Below are 23,389 nucleotides of genomic sequence, written 5' to 3'. Positions count from 1 at the left end.
AAGGTGAAAGTTTGAGGTGGAAAAATGAAGTTTCATCTTTTAGGTGAGAAAACTAAAGTAGAAATTGATATCTTAGGTCGTGAATATCCGAGTAGTTCTGATTATTGGGATGGGAACTGGGTTGTTTCCAATGTAAAAATTGAAATTCCAGGGTATTATGTTGATTTTAATGCAAATTTAAGAACAGATGAAATTAAAGATTTTGTTAATGACTTAAAGTTAATGGATAGGCATTTATCGGGAAAAGCTATATTGAAAAATTTAGATAGCTTCATACACATTGAAGGAAAAATGGATAAATTAGGACATATTGAATGGTCTGGAGAGACTTGCTATCCAGCAGGAATTGGTGCAGTACTAACCTTTGAATTTGTGTCAAATCAATCGTATTTAAAGGATCTGATTAAAGATTTAGAAGATATAACTTATGTATATCCTGTAATTGGTAAACCATAGTCGCTCAATTAACGAGGCCATTGCAGAATAAGTAGTAGTCGTTATTTTATTATCAGGGGTGATTAGATGAAATATACTTGTCCTTGTTGTGGCTATAAAACATTAGATGCAGAACCTCCTGGAACATATGACATATGCAGTATTTGTTTTTGGGAAGATGATAGAGTTCAATATGATGACCCTGATTATGAGGGTGGTGCAAATATTCCATCTTTAAGGCAAGCACAGAAAAACTATATCTTATTCGGGACTTGTGAGGAAAGGTGTATTGAGTGTGTAAAAAAACCAAATAAAAACGATGTGAAAGACCCTAATTGGAAACCGTTATAGCTTATTTAACTAAAGGTTTCTTTAGAAGAACAAGACCATCCTTTTGGGCTATTTATTTTTCTAAAACATCAAGAAGATTATAGAAATGCCTTGTGTGTTATTACACTTAAACTAACGGTGCTGTTTAATTCGATTTAATTAAGGGGTGTACTAAAAAGAAAATGACTGTATTGAAAAATAAGCATTTTACAGGTGTTTTATTGATATTAGTTATGGCTTTGTTCGGAGTCTCTTTTTTAATGATTACGTGTAGTTATTTCAATACGAAAGAAATAAATTTACTCATCACTGGCTGTTATGAAAATGGCGGAGAAGTCCTATTAGAAATCCATAATAATCTCACAAGTAATTATTCTTTTGAGTGTAAGCCGAAATAGATTTAATTGTAAATATTCATTGAAACAGAGGAAAAGAAATTGCATAAAGTATTCGCACGTTATTTCAAGTCCAACCCAGCTTCGGGAGAATTTATGTAAAAATTTAGAATAGTAAAAGAGGGGTTATTGAGAGACCAAGTAGTAAAAGGTGATGAATATGAAGACTTATTTTATTACGGAATAATAAATCCTGATGATACTAGTAAAAAAGATATTATATAGATGGCTCTTTATTGAACTATAAGGTTCCTTGATTCATTTAAAAAAACCATTATGAAAATAATAAAGCGTAGTATTATAATTAAAATATCAAGTGGTTCATAAAGAGGGTTAAAAATGAGTAAAGAAATAGCCAAAAACATAAGAAAAGGTTTAACTGCTGATTGTTCTAATTGCTTTGGGCTCTGCTGCACAGCACTAAATATTATGGCATCGAGTGATTTTCAGATTAATAAACCCGCAGGTACTCCCTGCATGAATTTACGATCTGACTATAGTTGCCAAATTCATAGCCAGTTAAGAGAAAAAGGGTTTAAAGGATGTACAGTATTTGATTGTTTAGGTGCTGGACAAGTCGTTTCTCAAGTTACTTTTAATGGTCAAAGTTGGCGAGATAATCCTGAAACAAGAGAAAAAATGTTCCAAGTGTTTCCTATAATGGAGCAAATCCATGAAATGATTGCATATGTAGCAGAAGTCCTTTCCCACGATATTCCAAATGTCTTGTCTGATAAGTTGAGTCATAAATTAAAGGAGTTACAGAATCTAACGACATTGGATGCTGATGAACTATTATCTCTCGATCTAGTGATGTACCGATTTTCCTTGAATGAATTGCTTACAGTAGCAAGTGAGTCTATTAGAGCAAATATTATTGCAAAGTTACCTGGAGCTAAAAAGGTGAAAGATTTTAACCATGCAAGAGCCGATTGGATGGGGAAAAAATTAAAGGATAAAGATTTAAGGGCAACTGATTTCAGGGGAGCATATTTAATTGCTGCCGAGATGCAAAATAGTGATTTAAGAGCGGCAAGTTTTATTGGTGCGGATTTGCGTGATGCTAATTTAAGCGGAGCAAACTTATCAACGAGTATGTTCTTAACTCAAATGCAAATAAATTCAGCTAAAGGTGATGGAAAGACAATATTACCTTCTCATATTCAACGCCCTTCACATTGGATTAACTAAGTTTGTATTTCGAGCAGATGTCAGCGAGGAGAAATCGGCTGTCTTTTAGGCATATTATTCCTATAATATACCTACATCATGATCGTCTCACTCCAAGTAAAGAGCTATTGTAATAAATTAGTTGCTTTCATCGGCAATTTAGTTGCTTTCATGCTGATTTTAGTTGCTTTCAGTTTAGAATTAGTTGCTTTCTACAGCTTTTTGGTTGCCCTTATCCATTCTTTGGAAATTTTCATGACAGCGTGAGACTCTGCAAGGGCGTTAGCGACGTAGGGGCTCGTCACTTGCCCAACGGAAATATTGCGGCTTCCTTATTGAACTCTCTGGGACATACTTTCTCTATACTGTATTCCATGAAAATACTTATCCATATGTCAAGAATTCTACAAAGCCAAAAAAAAAAGAAATCGTTCATTTATAATAGGAGTGGACGATTTCTACTATAGTATTTTCTATCTTTTATCAGATCTCTCTTAATTGATCACTAACTTTACTTTTAGTTAGCCGCCTCCTCCTCCCACACCCGATAGTAAATCGTCATTGATTGTGTTTTCATATCATCTGTTTGATCGTCAAAGGAGTGGACCATTTTGGAAATGTCGGAGCTGACAAGTTGAAGTGCCGCTTCGTTTTTTTGATGTTGCTCATTTGCATTTTGCTCGATGGCTTCTATAATTTTCCCTGCACTTGCATCGTCCGTCATAATGTCTTGCACTAATTTTAAGAAGTTCCGATCCTCTTCTCGTATAGCCTCTACATACTGTTGGAGTTTATCTTTTTTATCCAAATGACTCTCATAAGGTAAAATTCTTGCCGTTAGTTTAACTGAATAATAACTATACATCCCTTTTTAACCTCCTGGTACATAGTCGAATAGTGCTGCAACGAATTTATCTTTTTCAAAAAGGTTTTCGATTGCTGTTCTCGACGTAGTCAGAAATGTTTTGGCATTCGTAATTTCTGTTTGTAAAACAGATTGAATACCATCGAACTGAATATCCCGTAAAGGTGGCAAATATTCATGAACGTTAGCCCCTACAATCTCCGCTTTATCCCCAGAAGGTGCGACACATACATTCATATGATTCGCATAGGATGATGGGTTACTTTCAATCTCATCAATTCGTCTTACTACTTTCGTACGTTCCAATGCAAATCCTTCTACCAATTCAACATCCAATGCACTCAGAAGGGCTTCCACATGGCGGTTTTTCACTTCCAGCGATATGTTCCCTTGTTGGTACATACGAACCTCTGCCGAAATGTTTACTTTTATTTTATCTGCTCCGCTTCCTTTAAATAAAATCATATCGCGCCCTAAATAAGCACGACCAGATTGGAATCCGAGCGCATTTAGCATCTCGAGAATGGAATGACTATCCCCGATTTCGGTAAGCATAGGTCCCAATACATTTTTTAGCTTTTCGAAGCTCTCCGTAAACGAATCTTTTAATTGCAGCAGACGGATGAGCGAACCGATATCGGCGCCGAGTACCGTCAGGAATGGGTTACCACCGGAATAGTTCACATCGTATTGGGATTCCCGGATAGAATGATTTGTCCCGATAAGGGATTTCATTTCTTCCAGCAGGCTTTCTATATTCGTCAATTCTTGGACGACGATATTTTTTTCGGATTCCTTTAAATAACCTGCATCGACAAAGTGACTAAAAATGACATCACTATTACTCGTCAATTTTTTAATCGAATCAATTAGCGGAGGAACTTTCGTATTCATGTCTGCAATCATCGCATTGATTTCATCGCCTTTTGTCATATATAGTTTTGCATAATCCCAGTTCCCTTTTGCCCCTTCGAATATGGCTATGTCTAGTCCTGTCAATTCCTTCAGTCCATTTGCGCTACCTACTTTCTCGGCAACCGTATACGTAATGGCAAGCTGTTGCAAATGTGCTACTTCCGAATCGGGTAGCTGATCGAATATATCCCGAATTCCCGGTCTTTCTTTATTCGTATCGACCATCTCAACTGTGCCTACTGGGAAAAAACCTCTTGCCCCGCTAATACCATATAAAGGATCATCGGTTGAGATAAGCTGGTGGATACCTTTTGTATTCCCTTCTTTGTCGTAGTACTCTTCGGTAAATGTCCGTAATTTTAATGGATCAAGCTGATAAATGGCCAAATAATCATTCCGACTTAACGAAAATTGCTTATTCACTTCTTTGCGGAAAGTATCATCTGCTGAATAAAGCTGATAATAATTCGTCTGGGCTCCGTTTACACTATAGACTTTATCAAAAACATTGTAGATCAATTGTGCTGTTGCATTATTATTATGGGCAAGTGAATGGGACATTCCGATAATGTCTGCTTGATTTACTTTGTCATCAACATTAAAGTGCTCCTTCGCATCTTTGACGAAATTGTAGGTAGCATATGTCTGCGTTGCATCCTGCCCAGCTAACATCGCATTCATATTGTACTCCCAATCCTTCGCCTGCTGACTGCCTTGAGAAAGGATATATAATTGGTCACTTTCCTTACCTTCCGTCTTGAAATAAATCGCTGTGCCGTCATATCCTGATTGGTCACCTTTTAAACTTTTTGCATCACTCGATTTCAATATTTCAATCTCAGCTTTCAATTCGTGGCCAGTTTCCTCAAAATAAATCCTTTTGATTTCCATTTTAAATTCTTCATTTTTCAGACCTTTATACTCTAAATCAATTAAACGCAGCCGAAGATTATCGGAATTTAAAACCTCATTATCCATATGTCATCACCGCTTTCATTTGACTTCTTTATCTACGAACTCGATCGACCCGACCCAATGGATCATTTTGTCTACTTCTTCCTCTTTTATCTGCTGACACTCATTTTGATCTTTCTTGCACTCTGTGTCATATACGATTTGAATCACTCCGTTATCATTCAAACTTACGATCAATGCCGCTATACCGAATAAATCTGAATCGAATTGGATTGGCGCATAATATAAATCCGAAGTTTCAGAAGTTATTTTTTCAAACTCTAGCTTCTGATCGACACGCCCTTCTAACATTTCCAATCCACCGTCAGCGCTTTCTTTTGTTGCATAGGCATAGTAATTAATCTTAATTTGGGAATCAGTTCCATTATCATTTATAGTACTCATTAAAAAACCTTCAAATTGATCGTCTTTCACTCCATAACCTGGATGAATCACTCCTTCTTTTGGAAATAGCATACGGTAACGCTTTGTCCCTGAAAGAAATGAATAATATCCAGGTTCGACCTCTTCAGTGGACTCGATGAAACTGCGTGTAAATTCGTCCTGTAGTGCCCGGACATTTGGCAAATCCTCCGCCTTCATTTCTGAAGGTTTCATATCCTTTTCACTTTCCTTTCCCATTTGACACCCCCCCAGCACTAAACCAATGCTTACGATAAATACTAATAAACTATGATTTTTCCACATGACAGCACTCCTTAAAAAATAGACCTTGTTTAATCCATATTCTAATAATTAGCACAATTAACCAATGTCAACAATCGATATCTAGCCATTCCCTTAAAATTGCTTCATAAGTCATTTTTCCCCTTCCAAATAAAGGTCTTTTGAAACGCTTTGCAGAAGCCCTTTTTACTACCTTTATCCCTCTTAATCTATCTATGTGAGTAACCAACTTAATCGGAAACACTCTTTATTTCCTATATGAAAAATAACCACTTCTCTCATTATGAAAAGTGGTTAAATCCTTGTGATGTATACTATTTCTCTTATTATCTACTTACTTCTTTATAATTACTGTGCACATTATAGTAAGCCTGCTCCAAAATTTGTAGATAGTCAGCAGGCGTAATCGAACGGACATTACTCGGAGTCGAGTTATTCTTTACCGCTAACTCCACAATGCGTGGAAAATCTTCTTCTTTAATACCTGGTAAGTCTTTTAACTTAGGAATTTCGAGTGCCTCTGTGAAGGAGCTAATCCCTTCTATTAATTTTTCGACTGCGTTTTCGTCTGTGTCCGAGTCACTTGCAAATTTCATATATCTTGCAAGTGTTGCATGCATTTGTTTATTTTCTTCTGCATTGAATCTTAATACATGTGGTAAGAACACAGCGTTTGCAACACCATGAGGAGTGTCGTAAAGTCCTCCTAGTGCTTCTGCTAAACAATGGACTGCTGCTACATCAGTAGAACCAAAACACAAACCAGCGAGTAAGCTGCCTTCTAACATATCTTGACGAGCCTTCTCATTTTGCCCATCTTGGAAAGCAATAGGCAAGGCAGCAACAATTGTTTCCATCGCTTTTGCACCTAGAGCTTGTGAAATCGGATTCGTTACTTTACATGTATATCCTTCTATAGCATGAACCAATGCATCGACACCCGTTGCAGCGGTAACAGCTGATGGAACGCTGAATGTTAAGGAAGGATCAAGTATAGCCAAAATCGGTCGAAGTGCAGCATGTTTGAGCGTCATCTTTCGGTGTGTAGATTTCTCTGTAATGACGGCTGAGCGAGTCACTTCTGAGCCCGTGCCAGCTGTCGTTGGGATACAAATAATCGGTGCAATATTGGTGTATGAACGTAAACCGTCCGCATAATCAGATGGCGTCCCACCATTCGGTCCACAAAGTGCAATAGTTTTTCCTGTATCCATGGCACTGCCACCACCGATAGCAACTACGGCATCTGCTCCAAACTCTCGAAAACTTTTAGCACCTTCTAAACAATCCGTATCTCGCGGATTTTGTTCAATCGAATCAAATAATAATGTACGATAACCAGATGCTTCTAGAGCAGTCTTGATTGGTTCTACAAGTCCAGCGCGTACTACACCAGGATCACTCACTAATAGAATGGATGAGCCAATTTCGAGCGTTTGTAACATTTCCGGTAGTTGCTTTGCTTTTCCGATTCCCATTTCGATTTGAGTCGAGCAAAAATAGCTATAAGATTTCATGAATACTCCTCCTAATTTATAGAACTAACTTTATGATACAGGTAATAGAGTAATCATGATATATAAATATTCAGTCTTTTCTTCATTCAAATGATCGATCAAACTATTCTAAATTAGTGAAAAACAAGTATACTAATAGATGATTAGTCTTTCGATATCATGATATGGGGTGACAATTTGCTGCAAGAAAAACTAGCAGGAATAACTCAAGACTTACATACTACCGACATATTGGAGATCATTTTAAACAGTGCATACGAAGGTGTAGCAGTTGTTAATAAGGATGGAATTATCGTTGAGTTTAATGAAGCTTACAGTCGATTTATTGGGGTAGATAAAAAAGATGCTATTGGTCGTCCTGTTTCGGAAGTTATCGACAATACAAACCTTCATCAAACGGTAAAGACGGGAATTTCAGAACGGGGTGTCATTCAATATATTCAAGGCCAACCAATGGTCGTTCACCGCATCCCTTTGTGGAAGGAAGGAGAGTTGGTTGGAGCTGTTGGCATGCTGATTTTTGAAGGTGTGACAGAGCTTTATCGTATATATGAACGTTTTCTAGAAAAGACAGCACAGAACGGAAAGATTAACAGTCAGAAGCTTGTAGAAAATACAAAAGTAAGTACTTCAACTATAGAAAAAATAATTGGTAAAAGTGATGCCCTTGCACATCTCAAACGTATGACGAGAAAAGTGGCTAAAACAGAAGCGACAGTTTTAATTACAGGAGAAAGTGGAACCGGAAAGGAAATGTTTGCGCAAAGCATTCATGATCTTAGTCATTACAGCCAAGGTCCTTTTATAAGTGTAAACTGCGGTGCAATTCCAGAACATCTATTTGAATCAGAGTTATTTGGCTACGAAGAAGGTGCTTTTACTGGTGCCAAAAAAGGTGGAAAACCCGGTAAATTTGAATTGGCGGAATCTGGCACGATATTTTTAGATGAGATTGGTGAAATGCCGCAAATGATGCAAACAAAATTACTTCGCGTCTTACAAGAAAAGAAGTTTGAACGAGTTGGAGCTGTTGAACAAATCCAATTAAAAGCAAGGGTTGTCACAGCAACTAATCGGAATTTGAAGGAAATGGTTTTATCGGGTACTTTTCGAGAGGATTTGTATTATCGAATAAATGTGATTGAACTTACTATCCCACCACTCAGAAAGAGACCCGAGGATATTCCCATTTTAATAGCTCATTTCTTATCAGACATATGCAAGAAATATGATATGGCAGAAAAAGAAATTACAGATGATGCAATTTCATCTTTAATGAATTATGAATGGTATGGAAACATAAGAGAACTAGCAAATATCATTGAAAAGGTAGTTATCTTAACAGATGGTAATATAATTAATTCACATCATCTTCCTAATTATATTAAGCGTCAACATTTTTCTCCTATTCCTATTCAATCTCCAATTAATCAATTAAAAAAAGAAGAGGACAATAAAGAAAAAGAAATGATTATACAAACATTGGAGGAATCAGCAGGAAATAAATCAAAAGCAGCAGATAAATTGGGAATTCACCGTACGACCTTGTATAAAAAGATGAAAAAACATGGTTTGCAGTAATCCCTCAGTGTAGTTTAAAAGCAACATCTTCTACAAAAGTGTAGCTAATTGGCTACACTTTTTTTGTTTAAACAATAACCATACAAGAGTTTCTAACTTGGCATGGTTCTTGCATATTATTCTATGAAAAGAAAGGGAGGTAATTTAAATTGGATAAACCTGTTGTTTTTCGTACACCACAAACCATCCATTACGGTCGAAAAGCCTTTGAAAAAGTGGGTGAAGAAACGTTAGCTAAAGGGAAAAAAGCATTGATTATCAGTGATAAAGTAATGGAAAAACTAGGCTATATAGAGGAATGTAGAAATTTACTTTTGAAATTGAAAGTTGAAAGTGCTTTCTATACGGGAGTTGACTCTGAACCAACAGATGTTTATGTAGCGGAATCTCTTGAAATTTTTAAAAAGGAAAACTGCGATGTAATCATTTCTCTTGGCGGCGGGAGCTGTATAGACACGGCAAAGGCAATTTCAGTGTTAGCAACTAACGGTGGTTACATAGGAGATTACATGGGTGGCAAAAAAATAGCTGATAAGCAACCCATCCCCCATATTTCTATTCCAACAACTGCTGGAACGGGCTCAGAGGCAACAGATGCCACCATTATTACGAATACAACCAATGATGTAAAAATGATGATTAAGCAACCCGCATTTATGCCGGAAGTTGCCATTGTTGATCCATTGTTGACCCTTTCTTCTCCCAAGGGTGTTACAGCAGCTACAGGTGTGGATGCACTAAGTCATGCTATAGAGGCATATTTATCGAAAAAAGCACAGCCAATGACAGATATGCTTGCGCTATCTGCCGTAGAAAAAATAGTAAAAAACTTAAAAACTACCTTTGAAGATGGCAAAAACATCGATGCAAGAGAAGCAATGTCGCTAGGGTCTCTACAAGCTGGAATGGCTTTTAGCAACGCATCCGTTTGCCTTGTCCATGGAATGTCTAGACCAATCGGTGCATTATTTCATGTCCCGCATGGTATATCCAATGCTATGCTACTGCCTGCTGTTCTTGAATTTAGTATAGATGCCTGTATCGACCGCTTAGCTGATTTAGCAAGAATATTTAAACCTGATTGCGGTAATCTTTCCAATAAAGAGGCTGCTGAGCTTGCTGTATTCGAAGTCAAAAAACTTTGCCAGGAACTAGAGATTCCTAATTTAAAAGGTTGGGGTATTCAACCAGAGGCATTTAAAAATGCAACTAGCAAAATGGCAGAAGATGCATTGGCAAGTGGAAGTCCAAATAACAATCCAAAAGTACCTATCAAACAAGAAATCGAAGAACTTTATCAAGTCTGCTTCGACTATCAATTCAGCTCAGAAAGTATGGTAGCAAAATAAAGTGAAACTTCAATCAGTCGGGGGTTTTCTTCATCCCCCACTGATTGTTAGTTGAACCAATCGGGCTTTTACGGGCTGTTGATCTCCCACTTGTCTTTTCGCTTTTCTTAAATCTGGAAGTGGGAGTCTTACTGCCCGTTAATGCGGGATAAAATAAGAAATTCATCAGGAGGTTTTTTCAATGACACAAACAACATTAAAAACACTAAAAAACTATGTAGGTGGTAAATGGATAGAGTCAGATACAGATCAATCACTTGAAGTCTATAATCCAGCAACAGGCGAAGTCATTGCCCATGTCCCAATTTCAACGACGAAAGATACAGACCATGCTATTGAGGTTGCCGCAAAAGCTTTCGAAACTTGGAAAGATGTCCCGGTGCCAAAACGTGCCCGTATTCTATTTAAGTATCAGCAATTATTAGTAGACAATCATGACGAGCTGGCGAAATTGATCACGATAGAAAACGGTAAAAATTTCGCAGAAGCATACGGTGAAGTGCAACGCGGAATTGAAAACGTGGAATTCGCTGCAGGTGCCCCAACATTAATGATGGGTGAATCACTTCCATCGATTGCAACAGAATTGGAATCTGGAGTATATCGCTATCCAATTGGAGTGATTGCTGGGATTACACCATTTAACTTTCCAATGATGGTGCCTTGCTGGATGTTCCCAATGGCTATTGCTACTGGAAATACATTTGTTATGAAGCCATCAGAGCGCACACCATTACTTGCTAATCGCTTGGCAGAGCTACTAGAAGAAGCCGGATTACCAGCAGGCGTATTTAATATTGTGCATGGAGCACATGATGTAGTAAATAGTTTATTGGATCATAAGCAAACTGCAGCCATTTCTTTTGTTGGTTCTCAACCTGTTGCCGATTATGTCTACAAACGAGGCACAAGTAACCTAAAACGTGTTCAGGCCCTAGCAGGAGCGAAAAATCACTCCATCGTTTTAAGCGATGCGAATTTGGAAAATGCAACAACCCAAATTATGAATGCTGCATTTGGCTCTGCTGGAGAACGTTGTATGGCAGCTTCTGTAGTAGCCGTAGAAGATTCAATAGCGGATGAGTTTATAGAATTACTTACAGAAAAAGCGAACCAAATTCAGATTGGAAACGGATTGGATGAAGGAATATTCCTTGGACCTGTCATCCGTGATAATCATAAAGCACGTACACTGGACTTTATCGAAAGTGGCGAAACAGAAGGAGCGAAACTTATTCGTGATGGTCGTCTGGATGAAGCAGCAAAACAAGAAGGATATTTTGTAGGACCTACTATCTTTGATCATGTAACTTCAGAAATGAAAATATGGCAAGAAGAAATTTTCGCACCAGTATTGTCGATTTCTAGAGTAAAAAATCTAGAAGAGGCAATTGATTTAAGCAATCAATCACGTTTTGCCAATGGTGCTTGTATCTTCACAAATGATGGTGGAAGTGTTCGCAAGTTCCGCGAAACAATCGACGCAGGAATGTTAGGAGTAAATATTGGCGTTCCCGCTCCAATGGCTTTCTTCCCATTCTCTGGTTGGAAAGATTCTTTCTACGGAGATCTACATGCCAATGGAAAAGATGGATTACAATTTTACACAAGGAAAAAAGTAATCACTACAAAGTGGGTTTAATATTTTCATGAAAAGAAGTCACGACATTTAGTCATGACTTCTTTTTTATCTTATAGTACTCTACAAATATTACGTTAAAAAACTGTTGTTATTTGTCTATTATTACTTCTCATTTTCAGAAAAAATGCTAGATGTTCTTTTAGAAATCCAACATAACGGTCTACCTCTTCTATTGTGGAGTAAGGTGAAATCGCAAAAAATTTATGCGCGTATACGGATACCGGCTTGTTTGAGTTAGCGGCTTTTATGAGACGCTGCTTTTTTGTATTTCCAAAGAATACGGTATCTCGTTCTGCACCAATTACTTCTGCAAAATCGTCATTAAATTGATTGATTTCGGTTATTTCTTCTACCTTTAAAATTCCGTTCAATTCCTCATTCCATCTTGTCTTTTCCGGATAAAAACGGAATGTTGTAATAGGAGAAATCTCGTTCGTGATTACTACATTCGAAATTTCTTTTGTCAATGTCTCTCTAAAGGTAATATTGACACGAATATAGTTAGCTAAAATCTCTTGATAGCCTTCGATTCCAAATGCTAATAATGACGCATAAATCGTCAAAGCACTTCCCATTCGCGAGCATTCAAGCGTATAGCCTGTATGATAGCTTCCATAACCGCGATTTCCAACATATGGCGTTTCCGCTACATCTAAATCAACATACTTAAGATACTCTCTGTTTTTGATTAAAAATAAACTCGTAATATATGGAGTTTGGCCAAGCTTATGGAAATCAAAGACCATACTATCTGCAAGCTTGATATGTTCAAACTTCTGTTGATAGGATTTTAATACTTCCTTCACGTTGTCTTCCAATAGGAGAGGATTGCTTTCAAAGTCGTAATTATTAAAGAAAGTATACATGCCTCCCATAGCAGAGTCTGCATGGATGTAGATTGGATCTATGCCATATGTGCGCTCCAATTCTTCCACTATCCTCTTTATTCCTTTAATGTCATCAACCCCAAAAGTATCAGTAGTTCCCATTGTGGCAAGGACATACAGAGGAATGCCGCCTTTTTCAATAACATGCTCCATTTTTTCTTTTAAATCTTCTAGATTTATAGAATGATCAACATTAGTTTTCACACGAATCATGTTTTCTACGCCAATCCCTGTTGCTTCTATAGATTTATACAGACTGTAGTGTGAAAGCTCTGAACAGAAGCAATAGAGATTGCGTGGTACACCATTTTGATTAGACAACGGAGCGTAACGGGCAATGGCAAGACGTAAAGAGTTAAAAACAGCACCTTGTCCCCCCCAAGTTGTGTATCCTGCACTGATGCTTTCATCGTATCCGATAAGTTTGGATAGCATACTAGTTATTTCAATTTCTGCTGTTGCTGCTGCTGGACCTTCCACATCCCAAAGATTGTTCCCATTGACTAGCACCATTACTAAATTTCCGAGTATACTAGCAATATTCGGAAGGGGCGCTGCATTGGCTACATAGTTTCGATTGACGTATCGGTGCCCTTCTACTAACTTTAATAGTTCTTGGATTACTTCCTCCATCGGCACTCCCTTTTTCGGAACGTCCGCCTTTTGAATGACACGATTATAGTAATCCTCTGTGTATTCGGGCATTTCTCCTAGCGTTAATTTGTTAGGATCCTTTAATTCATCTATTTTCGTTAAAATCGTCCTAAAATAGGATAATATTTCTTCTCTTTGAAAGTCATTCCCATCCATACTAGGAAACAGCTTTTGTACTTTCTCCATTGTTTTACCTCCTTGATGTTTTTACTAGAAGTAGTTTAATGCATAAAAAAGATGCTTCCCACAAGTTGGATCAACCTATAAGAAGCACTCTTATATTTATCAGCCTAAGCCTTATTGTGCAGCACTTTGACCCTCTTTAGCTTCTGCTGTTTTTATACCATCATTCCATGCATATACCAATTTGTTAACATCATTTTTTAACTCCACAAGATTCTCTGCTTCTTGAACAAGCTTTTGCATTGTTTGCAGTTCATCATCACTAATCTCTATTAGTTCCTCAAACATTTCAACAGATTCTCGAGAGATAGAAGCTATCTCAACAATTGTTGTCATTATCTGGTGGGAAGCGGAAGATAGTTCTTCTGTACTCGCAGACGAGTTTTCATTGTTTTCCGCAATGATTTTTGTAGTAGATAGAATGGTATCAAACATAGTTCCAACTTCTACAATAGTCGAATTTGTATCTTTAAATTCTTCTGTTCCCTGTCGCATTGACTTAACAACTATATCTGTTTCTTCTTGTATGTTCTTTACAATATTTGATACTTCAGAAGAAGACTGGCGTGATTGTTCGGCCAATTTCCTTACCTCATCAGCAACAACCGCAAATCCTTTCCCATGTTCCCCTGCACGGGCAGCTTCAATTGCCGCATTCAATGCCAATAAATTAATTTGTTCAGATATCCCTGTAATCACTTTTACAATAGTACCGATTTCGTGAGACTTTTCTCCAAGTTTGTTTATTGCATCAAATGTGGTATTGATCGTTTGGTTAAACTGCTCCATTTTTTCTAAGGAATTCTTTAGCTTATCGTTTCCTTCTTCGGTCAATTCTAAAGTAGTGATCGATTGCTCTGAGATTTGATTGGATCTTACAGATAAATCTTCAATAGCTTGTGCCATTTCTTCCATTGATTCGGCACTTTCTTCGGTAGCTATTAATTGTTTTTGTAATCCTCTACCTACTTCATCAATTGCCGCTCTAACAATATCCGCTTTCTCAGAAGCATATTCACCGATCTCCGCTAGGTTTTCTCCCTTTTCTTGAACGTTTTTTGAAAATGAAAAAAACTTTTCCCTTACAAGGCTGAAAAACGCAATCAGCTGATTAAAAATAGCATAATCAGCACTTTTTTCGTCCACTGGGCTTGTGATATTACCTGCTGATAATTCTTTCATTCCATTTATTATTTCTTTATTAATATGAGGATGATGTTTTAGCGAATAATAACGGTAAGCAAAATACACCGAGACCCCTATTAAGACAACAATTATACCTAGCATAATAGCTTCCATGATAAATAAATCTCCTAACCCTTATTTAGTATTGAATTAGTAATGATGAACAGTTTAAAGCTCCTTCAAAAGGATATACGTTCCATCTGCTATATTTGCAGGAATACCATTTAACTTATTATTTTCCTGATATTTATGAACAATATAATTTCCTTCTAAATCTATATATTTTTTCATATTATGATATTTTTCCATTACACGTATCGACTTCGGGTTTGTTGCTTCCCCTAGAACAGCCTTCACCCCTTGCGACGATGCCTTTGTCATTAATCTACTTCCTAATTGCTGAATAATCTCGTGGCGGCCATGTTCAGCTGTCACTCCTAACATGAATAGGTGTAATAACTCTCCATCTTGAATATCTTTACCGTGTCGCTTTTTATAATCCTCCATAAAACGTTTATCTACATCTTCCAGTACACGTAGAATTACATTCATATCATAAAAAGAACCTTCAAATACATCTTCTCCGATAATCTCTGGTGCATTTGTATCTCCAGCAAGCACACCAACAACATTTTGATGAATATCTTGAGCGACTGCGCAATAACCTTGCTCTACAGTAGATTCTAAATAACCTAATGTAAAATGATAGAAGTCATCATAATCTAAATTTAATTGTCCTACCATTGGTTCCTGAACCCATTTTCCCGAAACATTTACTCCAATAAATGAACGAGCTAGACAGGCAGCTGCCTTCTGAATTACATCTGTTTGTTCCTTCGTTATAATCTCATAAGTATACAACTCTTGTGTTATTTGCACTTATTGATCTTCCTTCCAAATTATAAAATTAAAATCTCTTTCTATTGAACCTAACATTACATAGAGTGACGTACTTTATCGATAAATGTACCTGTGAATTCAATTCTTTCAAGTACATTTCTAATTTGCACTTGAGCAATTTTAGAAGCAGGCTTTACTACAAGGATATCTTTAAAACCTAAGCTAGAATAAAATTGCATCGTTTGCTCCAACTGTGGTACAACTTTTGATGGTACTGGAGTTTGGTGAGTCCCGTCGATAACAAATGTGTATTCTTGTCTTGATACTTTATTAATCGTATCCTGTAAATCAATCAAATACCCTTCTGCGTCTTCTGCTCTCATTAATCCATGTACTTGTACTTGAACTTCCTTCGCAACATCATTAATTGCCATCTTATATTTCCTTTTATCTACAACTATCATTTCTAATCTCCTTTTCCTATAGTCTGCTATACTGCAAAGGTGAATTTTGCTTATTTATTCGGGTGTCTAAAATAAAAGCTATCCCTATTCTAGATAGGGATAGCCAAAGAATCGTTCGTTATTACTCTTGGCAACCCGACTATCATTATCCAAGAGGATTTTAGACTCGTAGCTTTGCGTCCTTACCTTTCGATAAGTTTGCCTTTTTCAATTATAGGTATAATAGTACTAATATCATAACTACATACCACTATAACAGTATAAAGAACTTATCATTTTTTGTCGATACTAGTATTATTTGTTTAAAAAAACAGAAAATTATTATAGGACTATTATCACTATGTATTGAATTTTCCCAATATTATATCTTCTAAATTGATTGTAAATGCTTTAGATAAATGAAGACTACGAGAAGGATAGACAGATTTAGGAGTTGGATGATTAATATTAAGAGGATGTCGCATATTATAGGAGTAATATGCCTAAAAGCCCACTGAACTTGTCTAGCCAGCATCTGTACGACTATTTTGTCGAGTTCGCAGTTTATATTGTCTCGTTCAATCACTTATTTTTATCCAAAGCAAAAAATAACCACCTCTCTAATTTTGAGAAGTGGTTCTATCATTACTTATTTATTGAGGTGAGAACTATATACTCACTCACCTATTTCCCTAAATTTTCGAATCCATTTTAGCATAATGGATAACAACTTTCTCTAACACATCAATACCTATTAATATATCGTCATGATCGGTATATTCATCAGGGTGGTGACTAAGACCATCTACAGATGGAACAAAGATAAGTCCAGTAGGGCATAGCTTTACCATGTTCATCGCATCATGGCCCGCTCCACTTGGCATTGTTTTAAATGGTATATCCTGTTCCTTACAAATCATTTCCATTGTATTAGTAATTTCAGTAGACAGTAATACTGGTTCCTCGGAGATTATTTCTTGACTAAGGATTTCTAACTGCCTGTTTCTTTTTACTAATTCAATCGTTTGATTTAGATGATCTAACACGCGCTGTCGCGATTCTAATGAAGTCCCTCGGATATCCACTTTGATTTCTACTTCCCCAGGCACTACGTTCATTGCCGCCGCTGGGATATCTAATACTCCTACAGTAGCAACCGTTCCATAACTTTGTTCATTTAATGCAATTTTTTCAAGTTCCAATGCTATTTGTGACGCTCCAAGAAGCGCATCATTTCGCATATTCATCGGTGTTGTTCCGGAATGTGAAGGGGTTCCTACTATTCTTATCGAAAATCTAACCGGAGCCGCGATTCCAGTAACAATACCAATCTTTTTATTTTCATTTTCTAGTACTGGACCTTGCTCTACATGCAATTCAAAAAAAGCTTTTATATCCTCGTCTGTCCTACTTGCCTGTTCAATACTGTCAATTTCAAGTGCACATAAAGAAAGGGCCTCTTCCAATGTAACCCCATGTCGGTCTTTTAAATGCCTAACTTTCTCCTTATCAAATGTCCCGGCCATCGCCTTGCTTCCTAAAGTGGAAACACCGAATCTGGAAGACTCCTCACAGGCAAATGAAATAATTTCAATTGGATGATCTGTTTCAATTCCTTTTTCATTGAGTCGTTTAATAACTTCCAATGCAGCGGTAACTCCGACTACCCCGTCATACTTTCCGCCTTGATAAACAGTATCCAAATGCGATCCCATTAATATAGGTGGAAGTCCCTTTATTCTACCTTCTCTTCTCCCTATTGCGTTTCCACATGGATCTATTCGGATATCTAATCCTTCATCTTTACACATTCGCATAAACGCTTGTGTACACGCCTGTTCTTCATTTGTATAGGCAACTCTTGTCATTCCTTTAACGCCTGAATTATATTGATTGATTTTATTAAAAAGTATTTGATATCTTTCCTTACTATTCATATAGATATCTCCCATCTCCTCGTGGATTCTACTTATTATAAATTTTCAGAGTATTTAGGTCGCTAATCATGTAAGTATAAAAAACATGAACATAGTTAACTAATTTATTATTAATAAAACTTTATTATACTGCTAATTGCAGTTAAGTACTAGATGAAAAGATAATACGGGGACTTTATGTGCAAAAATAAAAATACTGCCTACCGCTACATTCTGTATAGAAAGTAGTGATAGACAGACAAAATATATCTTCATTCAGCAGAAGACTCTCACCACTATAGGTGGCGAGATGAATGCGGTTTTGTTTTCCTGTTCAGCGGGTTTTCAAAATCCGGCTGAACGAAGATAAAGCCTCCGGCGGATGTCACAGATTTTTTAGAGGAGCTTTTCGAGCGAGCTCGAAAAAAATCTGGACGCAATTACGCCGAGGCGTAATTGATATATTGAACTTACATTACGATACGTGTACCAGTTTTTCCTTCAATTGCATCTTCAAGTTTATCAATTGAAGTAATGATCACGTTCTTTCCGCCTTTTTGAAGGAATAGAATCGCAGCTTCAATTTTTGGTCCCATGCTTCCTTTAGGGAATTGACCTTCGTCTAAATAACGAAGTGCATCATCGATCGTCATTTCTAATAGATTTTCTTGGTTTGGTTTACCGAAATTAATCGCTACTTGTTCAACACCAGTTAAGATGAATAAATAATCAGCGCTAATATCAGCTGCAAGTAATGCACTCGCGAAGTCTTTATCGATTACAGCTTCAATACCTTCGATTTTCCCGTTATTTTCAATTACAGGAATTCCGCCGCCACCAGTGGAAATAACAGAAATACCGTTGTTAAGCAATGTTTCAATTGCTTCTTTTTCAACGATTCTAACTGGTTTTGGAGATGCAACAACACGTCTATATCCACGACCTGCATCTTCAACAAATGTTAAGTTACGCTCTGCAACAATTTTCTCCATATCTTCTTTAGAGTAGAATGGACCAATTGGTTTTGTTGGGCTTTGGAAAGCAGGATCATCACTTGAAACAACTGATTGAGTTACAACTGTAGCAATTGTTTTATTGATATTACGTTCCGTCATTTTATTTTTAAAAGTTTGTTGGATTAAATATCCTAAGTTACCTTGCGTTTCAGCACCATATACATCTAAAGGATACTCGGGAATAACTGATTTAGCCATTTCTCCTCTGATTAATGTATTACCAACTTGTGGGCCATTTCCGTGAGTAATCACAACTGTGTGACCTTGTTCCATTAATGCAAGAACTGGCTCAGAGCTTTCCATGATATTTTGTTGCTGTTCTTCAATAGTACCTACTTGACCTTCTTTAATGATTGCATTCCCGCCAATCGCTAGAACGACTTTACTCATATAAACACACTCCAACTTTTTAATTTATTTCAATGGTTATTTTGTTTCTTAAAAGTAAGCATTCCAAGAAGAATACCTAATATCGTATCCAAACCTGAACTGTGCCCAACTCCAATTAAGTCGTGAAAGACTTTCTTAAAATTAGTAGCATCCCCGTCAGCAAGTGCATTGACCATATTGGAAACAGTCGAGCTAAATTTCTGTTTAAGTGCATACCGTAAATATTCTCTTGCCACATCGGTTGTAATCGATTCGCCTTCAATCAGTTCGGAAACTTTTTCATAAAAGCTAGCGGAAAGAAAATGGGAAACAGCATCAAAGGCAAGTAGCCCGACAATCATATCATCTCCCGAAGGAGTTAAGCCTTGTCCTCTACCGAGAAAGTATCTAAGCACTTTCTCCATTAAACCTTTATCGCTCGACTCTGCTGCTTCCATTAACATGTTCAAATAGCTTTCTGCACCAAGCCAGTTTTGTTCGTCAGATGCATAATATTTCTTTAAAAATTCTTTAAAAGAAATATCCAATCCAGTTCGGTCTTCTATTTCAATTAACTGCAAAGAAAAACGTTGGAAACTATCTTTAAAAATAGTTTCACTTTTTAATGTAGTTAATTCATTTTTAAAGCTTTTGCTTTTTTCAATACTGATTGTTACACCTGGTAATTCGATGGAGTTTGTACTTCTATTCCAAGTAACTGAATCTCCATTGTTGACAGAGGAAACGGCAGTAAAAATATCTTCTTCTCTTAAATGAATTCCAAATGGCAGAAGACCGTTCTTCTTATTCCCTATAAATACAAGGGAATCGCCCATTTTAATGTTAAAGCCATTAGCAAAGCGGCTATGAACGTGTCCATTTTCATTTTGATAAAGAAGGAGAGGAACTAGATAACTATAGTCCTCTCCAAAAAGAGTGCAATTATACATTTATTGAGGGTCGATTAAACCAAGTTTTACAGCGTATGCATCAATTGCTTGTTCAAAGCAAGCTAATGGAGCACGAACTGTACCTGCACCGATTTGACCAACTCCAGCTTCTTTGTGTGCAATACCTGTGTTGATAATTGGTTCGATTCCAGTTTCAACAACTTTTCTTGCGTCAATTCCTAGGGCAGATCCTTTGAAGTCCCAAGTTGGAATAGAGAAGTTAGGGTTATGATCAATACAAATTTCCATCATATCGTTACTTGTAGTTACAGCGTCGTCCATACCACCAGCACCTACGAAGCGTGTAACACCAGGAGCAGCGATCATTGCAAAACCACCTACACCGTATGTTTCAGTAATAGCACTGTCACCCATATCAGGACAAGCCATATCTTGATCGTATCCTGTGAAGAATAACCCTTGAGGTGTATTAACTGGTGCTGTAAACCATTGGTCGCCCATACCAGCAATACGGATTCCGAATTCATGACCGTTACGGCACATTGCTGTTACAACAGTACCATGTTGGATTTCACGTGCTGTATCCATTACTGCTTTAGTAGTTGCCATCGCAATATTCAAGAAGAATTGGTCTGTATCAGCTAAGAATTGGATAACAGCTTGCTTGTCTTTATCATCTGCATCTGTTTGTAAAATGTATGGAACGATGTCTTTTAAGAAAATAAGTGACCCAGCAATATTACGTTGGTGGAATTCATCACCCATTGTAATTGCTTTTGCCATCGCAACGTTTACGTTTAAACCATCGCCTTTTACTTTAAGTGCTTTAGAAATAACAGGTCCAAGTACATCTCTGAACCATCCAAGACGGTTAATTACATCTTCAGAGTAGGCACCAAAACGTAGAACTGCACCAATACCTTCATTCATTGTGCAATATGCTCTATTTCCGCCATCACGGTTTTCTACAACAAGAACTGGCATGCTTCCAGATGTAATTCCACCCATTGGACCAACAGCGTTCACATGGTGACATGGAATGAATTTAATTTCTCCATTTTCAAGCATTTTAAATGCTTCATCAGCGTTAGCTGCCCAGCCTTCAAATAATGTAGCTCCTACACAAGATCCTTGCATTGGGCTTGTCATGTTTTCCCATTTAATCGGTGGTCCTGCATGAAGTAATACTTTCTCATTTAATTCTTTAATAACAGATTTAGCTGGAACAACATCCACTAAAAATGGTGCGCCTGATACAATTTTATCAATAACGGCTCTGTTTGCTTCATCAATTGTTTTAAATTGTCCGTACATTATGCTTCCTCCTAAAAATTCATAGGTCGTGTATTTCTATGACCTGAAGTTTAAATAAATTCTTTTGACTAACGAAGTACACTTAAAACTTGACGCAATCTTTGGTTGCCGCCAGCAACTGGACGCCAGTCATATTGAACAACTCTTCCGCCATTAGCAGTAATTGCTTCTGTGAATTTCTTTAATCCCACGTTAACTACGTTTGGTTTTTCAGTTAATAATTTTTGGATAGCTTCTGAAACAGAAATTTCAACTGTTGCAGTTTCTTTTGCAGGAACTACTTCTTTTTGTACTTCTTCGATTTGAATATCAAGCATAGCTAATGCAGTAAGAACCGCTTGGTTATTACTATCTCGTAAAATAACTCCAGCTTCTGCCAATTTTGCTTTTTGCTCATCAAGGCCTTGTGGATCTTGGTCAGTACCACATACAGATGCTACGAAGTAAATCTCTTTACCTTTTGCTTGTGAGTCTTTTTGGATTTTTTCGATGCCAGGGATAAGTGCACCCGCCATATCATCATGAGAACCATATCCAAGAACAAGGTCAAATAGGATAACTGCAGTTGACTCATCTTGTGCAGCTTTTTGGAAGTATTGAATTCTTGTATCTGGGTCGATCATTGGGTGTGGTTTACCTTGTGTATAAATATCATCACCAAGGTCGATCACTTCAAATCCATTTGCATTAAGAAGGTATCCTTCCTCGTGAGCACCACTATTATCATAGTTAATACCACTACTAATCAAAGTAGCAGCTTCGTAACCTAATGTACCGCCTGAGTATAGACCTTTGATTGTTTTTTGCTCTGGCTTTAAGTTTACAGCAGGTACTTCATCTTGTAACTTGTTGTAAGTAGGCTTAATAGCGTTACCTTTAACAAGATCAACAGCAATCGCAGCTGTTTCTTCAAGTGTGTTAGCATAATAAACATTGCCTTCATGGTTATGTGGCTCTTCACCAAGGAAAATTGCAACAACCGGTTTAGAAATGCTTTGAAGTAATTGAACAACCTCATCACGCACTTCTTTTGCAGGTGGTTTTGAGATTAATGTAATGACTTCTGTTTGGCTATGTTGTGCTAATGCTTTAATACCATCTAACATTGTAATCGCACCGATTTTTTCAGAAAGGTCACGACCACCAGTACCGATTGCATGACTAACTCCAGCACCTAAACGGTCGATTTCAGTTGTAACTTCTTGAATACCTGTTCCAGAAGCTCCGATTACACCAATTTTTCCAGTTTTCATAACGTTTGCAAATGCAAGAGGTACTCCTGAAATTACTGCTGTACCACAGTCAGGACCCATTACAAGTAGTCCTTTTTCATGTGCTTTTTCTTTAATGCGACGCTCATCTTCAACTGTTACGTTATCACTGAAAATAAGAACGTGCATATCTCTATCAATTGCTTTTTCAGCTTCTTCTGCTGCATATTGACCTGGTGTTGAAATAATTGCTAGATTCGCACCTGGTAATGCATTTGTCGCTTTATCCCAAGAACGAACAGTTTCGAAAGTTTCTTTACCTGCTGAGATTGCTTGGTTGCTTAAATAGCTGTCTGTTTCATCAAGAACCTCTTGGATTTTCTCTTCTGAGTCAGTATCAACAACGATACACATATCATTTGAAGCAGCACCTTCAAGTTCGTCTGTATATAGACCAGCTGCTTTTAAAATATCTTTATTAGCAGGAGTTCCCATCATAATTTGAACTTTATTAATGCCTTCCATAGTGGAGATTTTATTCGTAAGAAGCATTAAATTAACTGAATCCTGATAAGAATTCTGTTTAACAATTGTATAAAGCATGTTTGAATGCACCTCTT

19 protein-coding genes and 1 riboswitch are annotated in these 23,389 nt (G+C 37.1%); of the genes, 6 read left to right on the top strand and 13 right to left on the bottom strand.

All coding sequences use genetic code 11. The features are described from left to right. The first annotated feature begins 24 nt into the window (after nucleotides 1-24). From ACIQ38_RS18020 to ACIQ38_RS18010, 3 genes are all read left to right on the top strand, one after another. Nucleotides 25-456: a WapI family immunity protein gene (locus tag ACIQ38_RS18020; RefSeq protein ID WP_402826218.1), complete on the top strand. Its 432-nt coding sequence runs from the start codon at nucleotides 25-27 to the stop codon at nucleotides 454-456. Nucleotides 457-522: 66 nt separating this feature from the next. Further along, nucleotides 523-786: a CPCC family cysteine-rich protein gene (locus ACIQ38_RS18015; protein WP_402826215.1), complete on the top strand. Its 264-nt coding sequence runs from the start codon at nucleotides 523-525 to the stop codon at nucleotides 784-786. A gap of 713 nt (nucleotides 787-1,499) precedes the next feature. Further along, a complete protein-coding gene (locus ACIQ38_RS18010; protein ID WP_402826212.1) occupies nucleotides 1,500-2,351 on the top strand; it encodes a pentapeptide repeat-containing protein in 852 nt (283 codons plus the stop codon). A 496-nt stretch (nucleotides 2,352-2,847) separates the two neighbouring features. Here the strand turns inward: ACIQ38_RS18010 and ACIQ38_RS18005 are convergent, their stop codons facing one another. The 4 genes from ACIQ38_RS18005 to ACIQ38_RS17990 form a co-directional block, all read right to left on the bottom strand. Continuing rightward, complete coding sequence (locus ACIQ38_RS18005; protein ID WP_402826209.1) at nucleotides 2,848-3,195, bottom strand: hypothetical protein; 348 nt, start codon at nucleotides 3,193-3,195, stop codon at nucleotides 2,848-2,850. Nucleotides 3,196-3,201: 6 nt separating this feature from the next. Then, a complete protein-coding gene (locus ACIQ38_RS18000; RefSeq protein WP_402826206.1) occupies nucleotides 3,202-5,088 on the bottom strand; it encodes a DUF6792 domain-containing protein in 1,887 nt (628 codons plus the stop codon). A 15-nt stretch (nucleotides 5,089-5,103) separates the two neighbouring features. Then, nucleotides 5,104-5,706 (bottom strand): hypothetical protein, encoded by a 603-nt coding sequence (locus ACIQ38_RS17995; protein WP_402826203.1) that lies wholly within the window; start codon nucleotides 5,704-5,706, stop codon nucleotides 5,104-5,106. 371 nt (nucleotides 5,707-6,077) lie between these two features. Beyond that, nucleotides 6,078-7,268, bottom strand: coding sequence for an iron-containing alcohol dehydrogenase (locus ACIQ38_RS17990; RefSeq protein WP_402826200.1), 1,191 nt, complete (start codon nucleotides 7,266-7,268; stop codon nucleotides 6,078-6,080). A 177-nt stretch (nucleotides 7,269-7,445) separates the two neighbouring features. Here ACIQ38_RS17990 and ACIQ38_RS17985 point away from each other — a divergent pair, with 177 nt between their 5' ends. From ACIQ38_RS17985 to ACIQ38_RS17975, 3 genes are all read left to right on the top strand, one after another. Beyond that, nucleotides 7,446-8,849 carry a sigma-54 interaction domain-containing protein gene (locus ACIQ38_RS17985; protein ID WP_402826197.1) on the top strand — a complete coding sequence of 468 codons (1,404 nt, stop codon included), beginning with the start codon at nucleotides 7,446-7,448 and terminating at the stop codon, nucleotides 8,847-8,849. A gap of 149 nt (nucleotides 8,850-8,998) precedes the next feature. After that, on the top strand, nucleotides 8,999-10,198 hold the full coding sequence (locus ACIQ38_RS17980) for an iron-containing alcohol dehydrogenase (RefSeq protein ID WP_402826194.1): 1,200 nt from the start codon (nucleotides 8,999-9,001) through the stop codon (nucleotides 10,196-10,198). A gap of 181 nt (nucleotides 10,199-10,379) precedes the next feature. Continuing rightward, nucleotides 10,380-11,840: a CoA-acylating methylmalonate-semialdehyde dehydrogenase gene (locus tag ACIQ38_RS17975; RefSeq protein ID WP_402826191.1), complete on the top strand. Its 1,461-nt coding sequence runs from the start codon at nucleotides 10,380-10,382 to the stop codon at nucleotides 11,838-11,840. Between the two features lie 74 nt (nucleotides 11,841-11,914). On the opposite strand, the gene ACIQ38_RS17970 is transcribed toward ACIQ38_RS17975, so the two are convergent. The 9 genes from ACIQ38_RS17970 to fdrA all read right to left on the bottom strand — a co-directional run bounded on the left by ACIQ38_RS17970 (nucleotide 11,915) and on the right by fdrA (nucleotide 23,372). Beyond that, nucleotides 11,915-13,567 (bottom strand): pyridoxal phosphate-dependent decarboxylase family protein, encoded by a 1,653-nt coding sequence (locus tag ACIQ38_RS17970; RefSeq protein WP_402826189.1) that lies wholly within the window; start codon nucleotides 13,565-13,567, stop codon nucleotides 11,915-11,917. Between the two features lie 111 nt (nucleotides 13,568-13,678). Beyond that, nucleotides 13,679-14,863 (bottom strand): methyl-accepting chemotaxis protein, encoded by a 1,185-nt coding sequence (locus tag ACIQ38_RS17965; protein ID WP_402826187.1) that lies wholly within the window; start codon nucleotides 14,861-14,863, stop codon nucleotides 13,679-13,681. A gap of 54 nt (nucleotides 14,864-14,917) precedes the next feature. Continuing rightward, complete coding sequence (locus ACIQ38_RS17960; RefSeq protein ID WP_402826184.1) at nucleotides 14,918-15,628, bottom strand: hypothetical protein; 711 nt, start codon at nucleotides 15,626-15,628, stop codon at nucleotides 14,918-14,920. A gap of 56 nt (nucleotides 15,629-15,684) precedes the next feature. Then, the gene (locus ACIQ38_RS17955) at nucleotides 15,685-16,053 is read right to left on the bottom strand and encodes a hypothetical protein (RefSeq protein ID WP_402826181.1); all 369 of its coding nucleotides are present in this window, start codon (nucleotides 16,051-16,053) and stop codon (nucleotides 15,685-15,687) included. Nucleotides 16,054-16,179: 126 nt separating this feature from the next. After that, nucleotides 16,180-16,266: riboswitch (cyclic di-GMP riboswitch) on the bottom strand. Nucleotides 16,267-16,724: 458 nt separating this feature from the next. Next, complete coding sequence (locus tag ACIQ38_RS17950; RefSeq protein WP_402826178.1) at nucleotides 16,725-17,969, bottom strand: Zn-dependent hydrolase; 1,245 nt, start codon at nucleotides 17,967-17,969, stop codon at nucleotides 16,725-16,727. Between the two features lie 449 nt (nucleotides 17,970-18,418). After that, nucleotides 18,419-19,354 carry a carbamate kinase gene (gene arcC / locus ACIQ38_RS17945; protein WP_402826175.1) on the bottom strand — a complete coding sequence of 312 codons (936 nt, stop codon included), beginning with the start codon at nucleotides 19,352-19,354 and terminating at the stop codon, nucleotides 18,419-18,421. A 29-nt stretch (nucleotides 19,355-19,383) separates the two neighbouring features. Further along, entirely contained in the window at nucleotides 19,384-20,169 is a 786-nt protein-coding gene (locus ACIQ38_RS17940) for an oxamate carbamoyltransferase subunit AllH family protein (protein WP_402826172.1), read from the bottom strand. Between the two features lie 114 nt (nucleotides 20,170-20,283). After that, entirely contained in the window at nucleotides 20,284-21,558 is a 1,275-nt protein-coding gene (locus ACIQ38_RS17935) for a YlbE family protein (protein ID WP_402826169.1), read from the bottom strand. Between the two features lie 68 nt (nucleotides 21,559-21,626). Beyond that, nucleotides 21,627-23,372 (bottom strand): acyl-CoA synthetase FdrA, encoded by a 1,746-nt coding sequence (gene fdrA, locus ACIQ38_RS17930; protein ID WP_402826166.1) that lies wholly within the window; start codon nucleotides 23,370-23,372, stop codon nucleotides 21,627-21,629. Between the last annotated feature and the right edge of the window lie 17 nt (nucleotides 23,373-23,389).

Origin of the sequence: Psychrobacillus sp. NPDC096389 (assembly GCF_044762855.1) — a bacterium.
Lineage (GTDB): Bacteria > Bacillota > Bacilli > Bacillales_A > Planococcaceae > Psychrobacillus.
Note: the sequence above shows the minus strand (reverse complement) of the source record. Positions and strands in the feature narration are given on the sequence as shown.

What these genes read in the sequence shown, in the direction of transcription:
- ACIQ38_RS18020 (WP_402826218.1), top strand. Translation starts at nt 25, where the DNA reads ATGAAGTTTCATCTTTTAGGTGAGAAAACTAAAGTAGAAATTGATATC.
- ACIQ38_RS18015 (WP_402826215.1), top strand. Translation starts at nt 523, where the DNA reads ATGAAATATACTTGTCCTTGTTGTGGCTATAAAACATTAGATGCAGAA.
- ACIQ38_RS18010 (WP_402826212.1), top strand. Translation starts at nt 1,500, where the DNA reads ATGAGTAAAGAAATAGCCAAAAACATAAGAAAAGGTTTAACTGCTGAT.
- ACIQ38_RS18005 (WP_402826209.1), bottom strand. Translation starts at nt 3,195, where the DNA reads ATGTATAGTTATTATTCAGTTAAACTAACGGCAAGAATTTTACCTTAT.
- ACIQ38_RS18000 (WP_402826206.1), bottom strand. Translation starts at nt 5,088, where the DNA reads ATGGATAATGAGGTTTTAAATTCCGATAATCTTCGGCTGCGTTTAATT.
- ACIQ38_RS17995 (WP_402826203.1), bottom strand. Translation starts at nt 5,706, where the DNA reads ATGGGAAAGGAAAGTGAAAAGGATATGAAACCTTCAGAAATGAAGGCG.
- ACIQ38_RS17990 (WP_402826200.1), bottom strand. Translation starts at nt 7,268, where the DNA reads ATGAAATCTTATAGCTATTTTTGCTCGACTCAAATCGAAATGGGAATC.
- ACIQ38_RS17975 (WP_402826191.1), top strand. Translation starts at nt 10,380, where the DNA reads ATGACACAAACAACATTAAAAACACTAAAAAACTATGTAGGTGGTAAA.
- ACIQ38_RS17970 (WP_402826189.1), bottom strand. Translation starts at nt 13,567, where the DNA reads ATGGAGAAAGTACAAAAGCTGTTTCCTAGTATGGATGGGAATGACTTT.
- ACIQ38_RS17965 (WP_402826187.1), bottom strand. Translation starts at nt 14,863, where the DNA reads ATGGAAGCTATTATGCTAGGTATAATTGTTGTCTTAATAGGGGTCTCG.
- ACIQ38_RS17955 (WP_402826181.1), bottom strand. Translation starts at nt 16,053, where the DNA reads ATGATAGTTGTAGATAAAAGGAAATATAAGATGGCAATTAATGATGTT.
- ACIQ38_RS17950 (WP_402826178.1), bottom strand. Translation starts at nt 17,969, where the DNA reads ATGAATAGTAAGGAAAGATATCAAATACTTTTTAATAAAATCAATCAA.
- arcC (WP_402826175.1), bottom strand. Translation starts at nt 19,354, where the DNA reads ATGAGTAAAGTCGTTCTAGCGATTGGCGGGAATGCAATCATTAAAGAA.
- ACIQ38_RS17940 (WP_402826172.1), bottom strand. Translation starts at nt 20,169, where the DNA reads ATGGGCGATTCCCTTGTATTTATAGGGAATAAGAAGAACGGTCTTCTG.
- ACIQ38_RS17935 (WP_402826169.1), bottom strand. Translation starts at nt 21,558, where the DNA reads ATGTACGGACAATTTAAAACAATTGATGAAGCAAACAGAGCCGTTATT.
- fdrA (WP_402826166.1), bottom strand. Translation starts at nt 23,372, where the DNA reads ATGCTTTATACAATTGTTAAACAGAATTCTTATCAGGATTCAGTTAAT.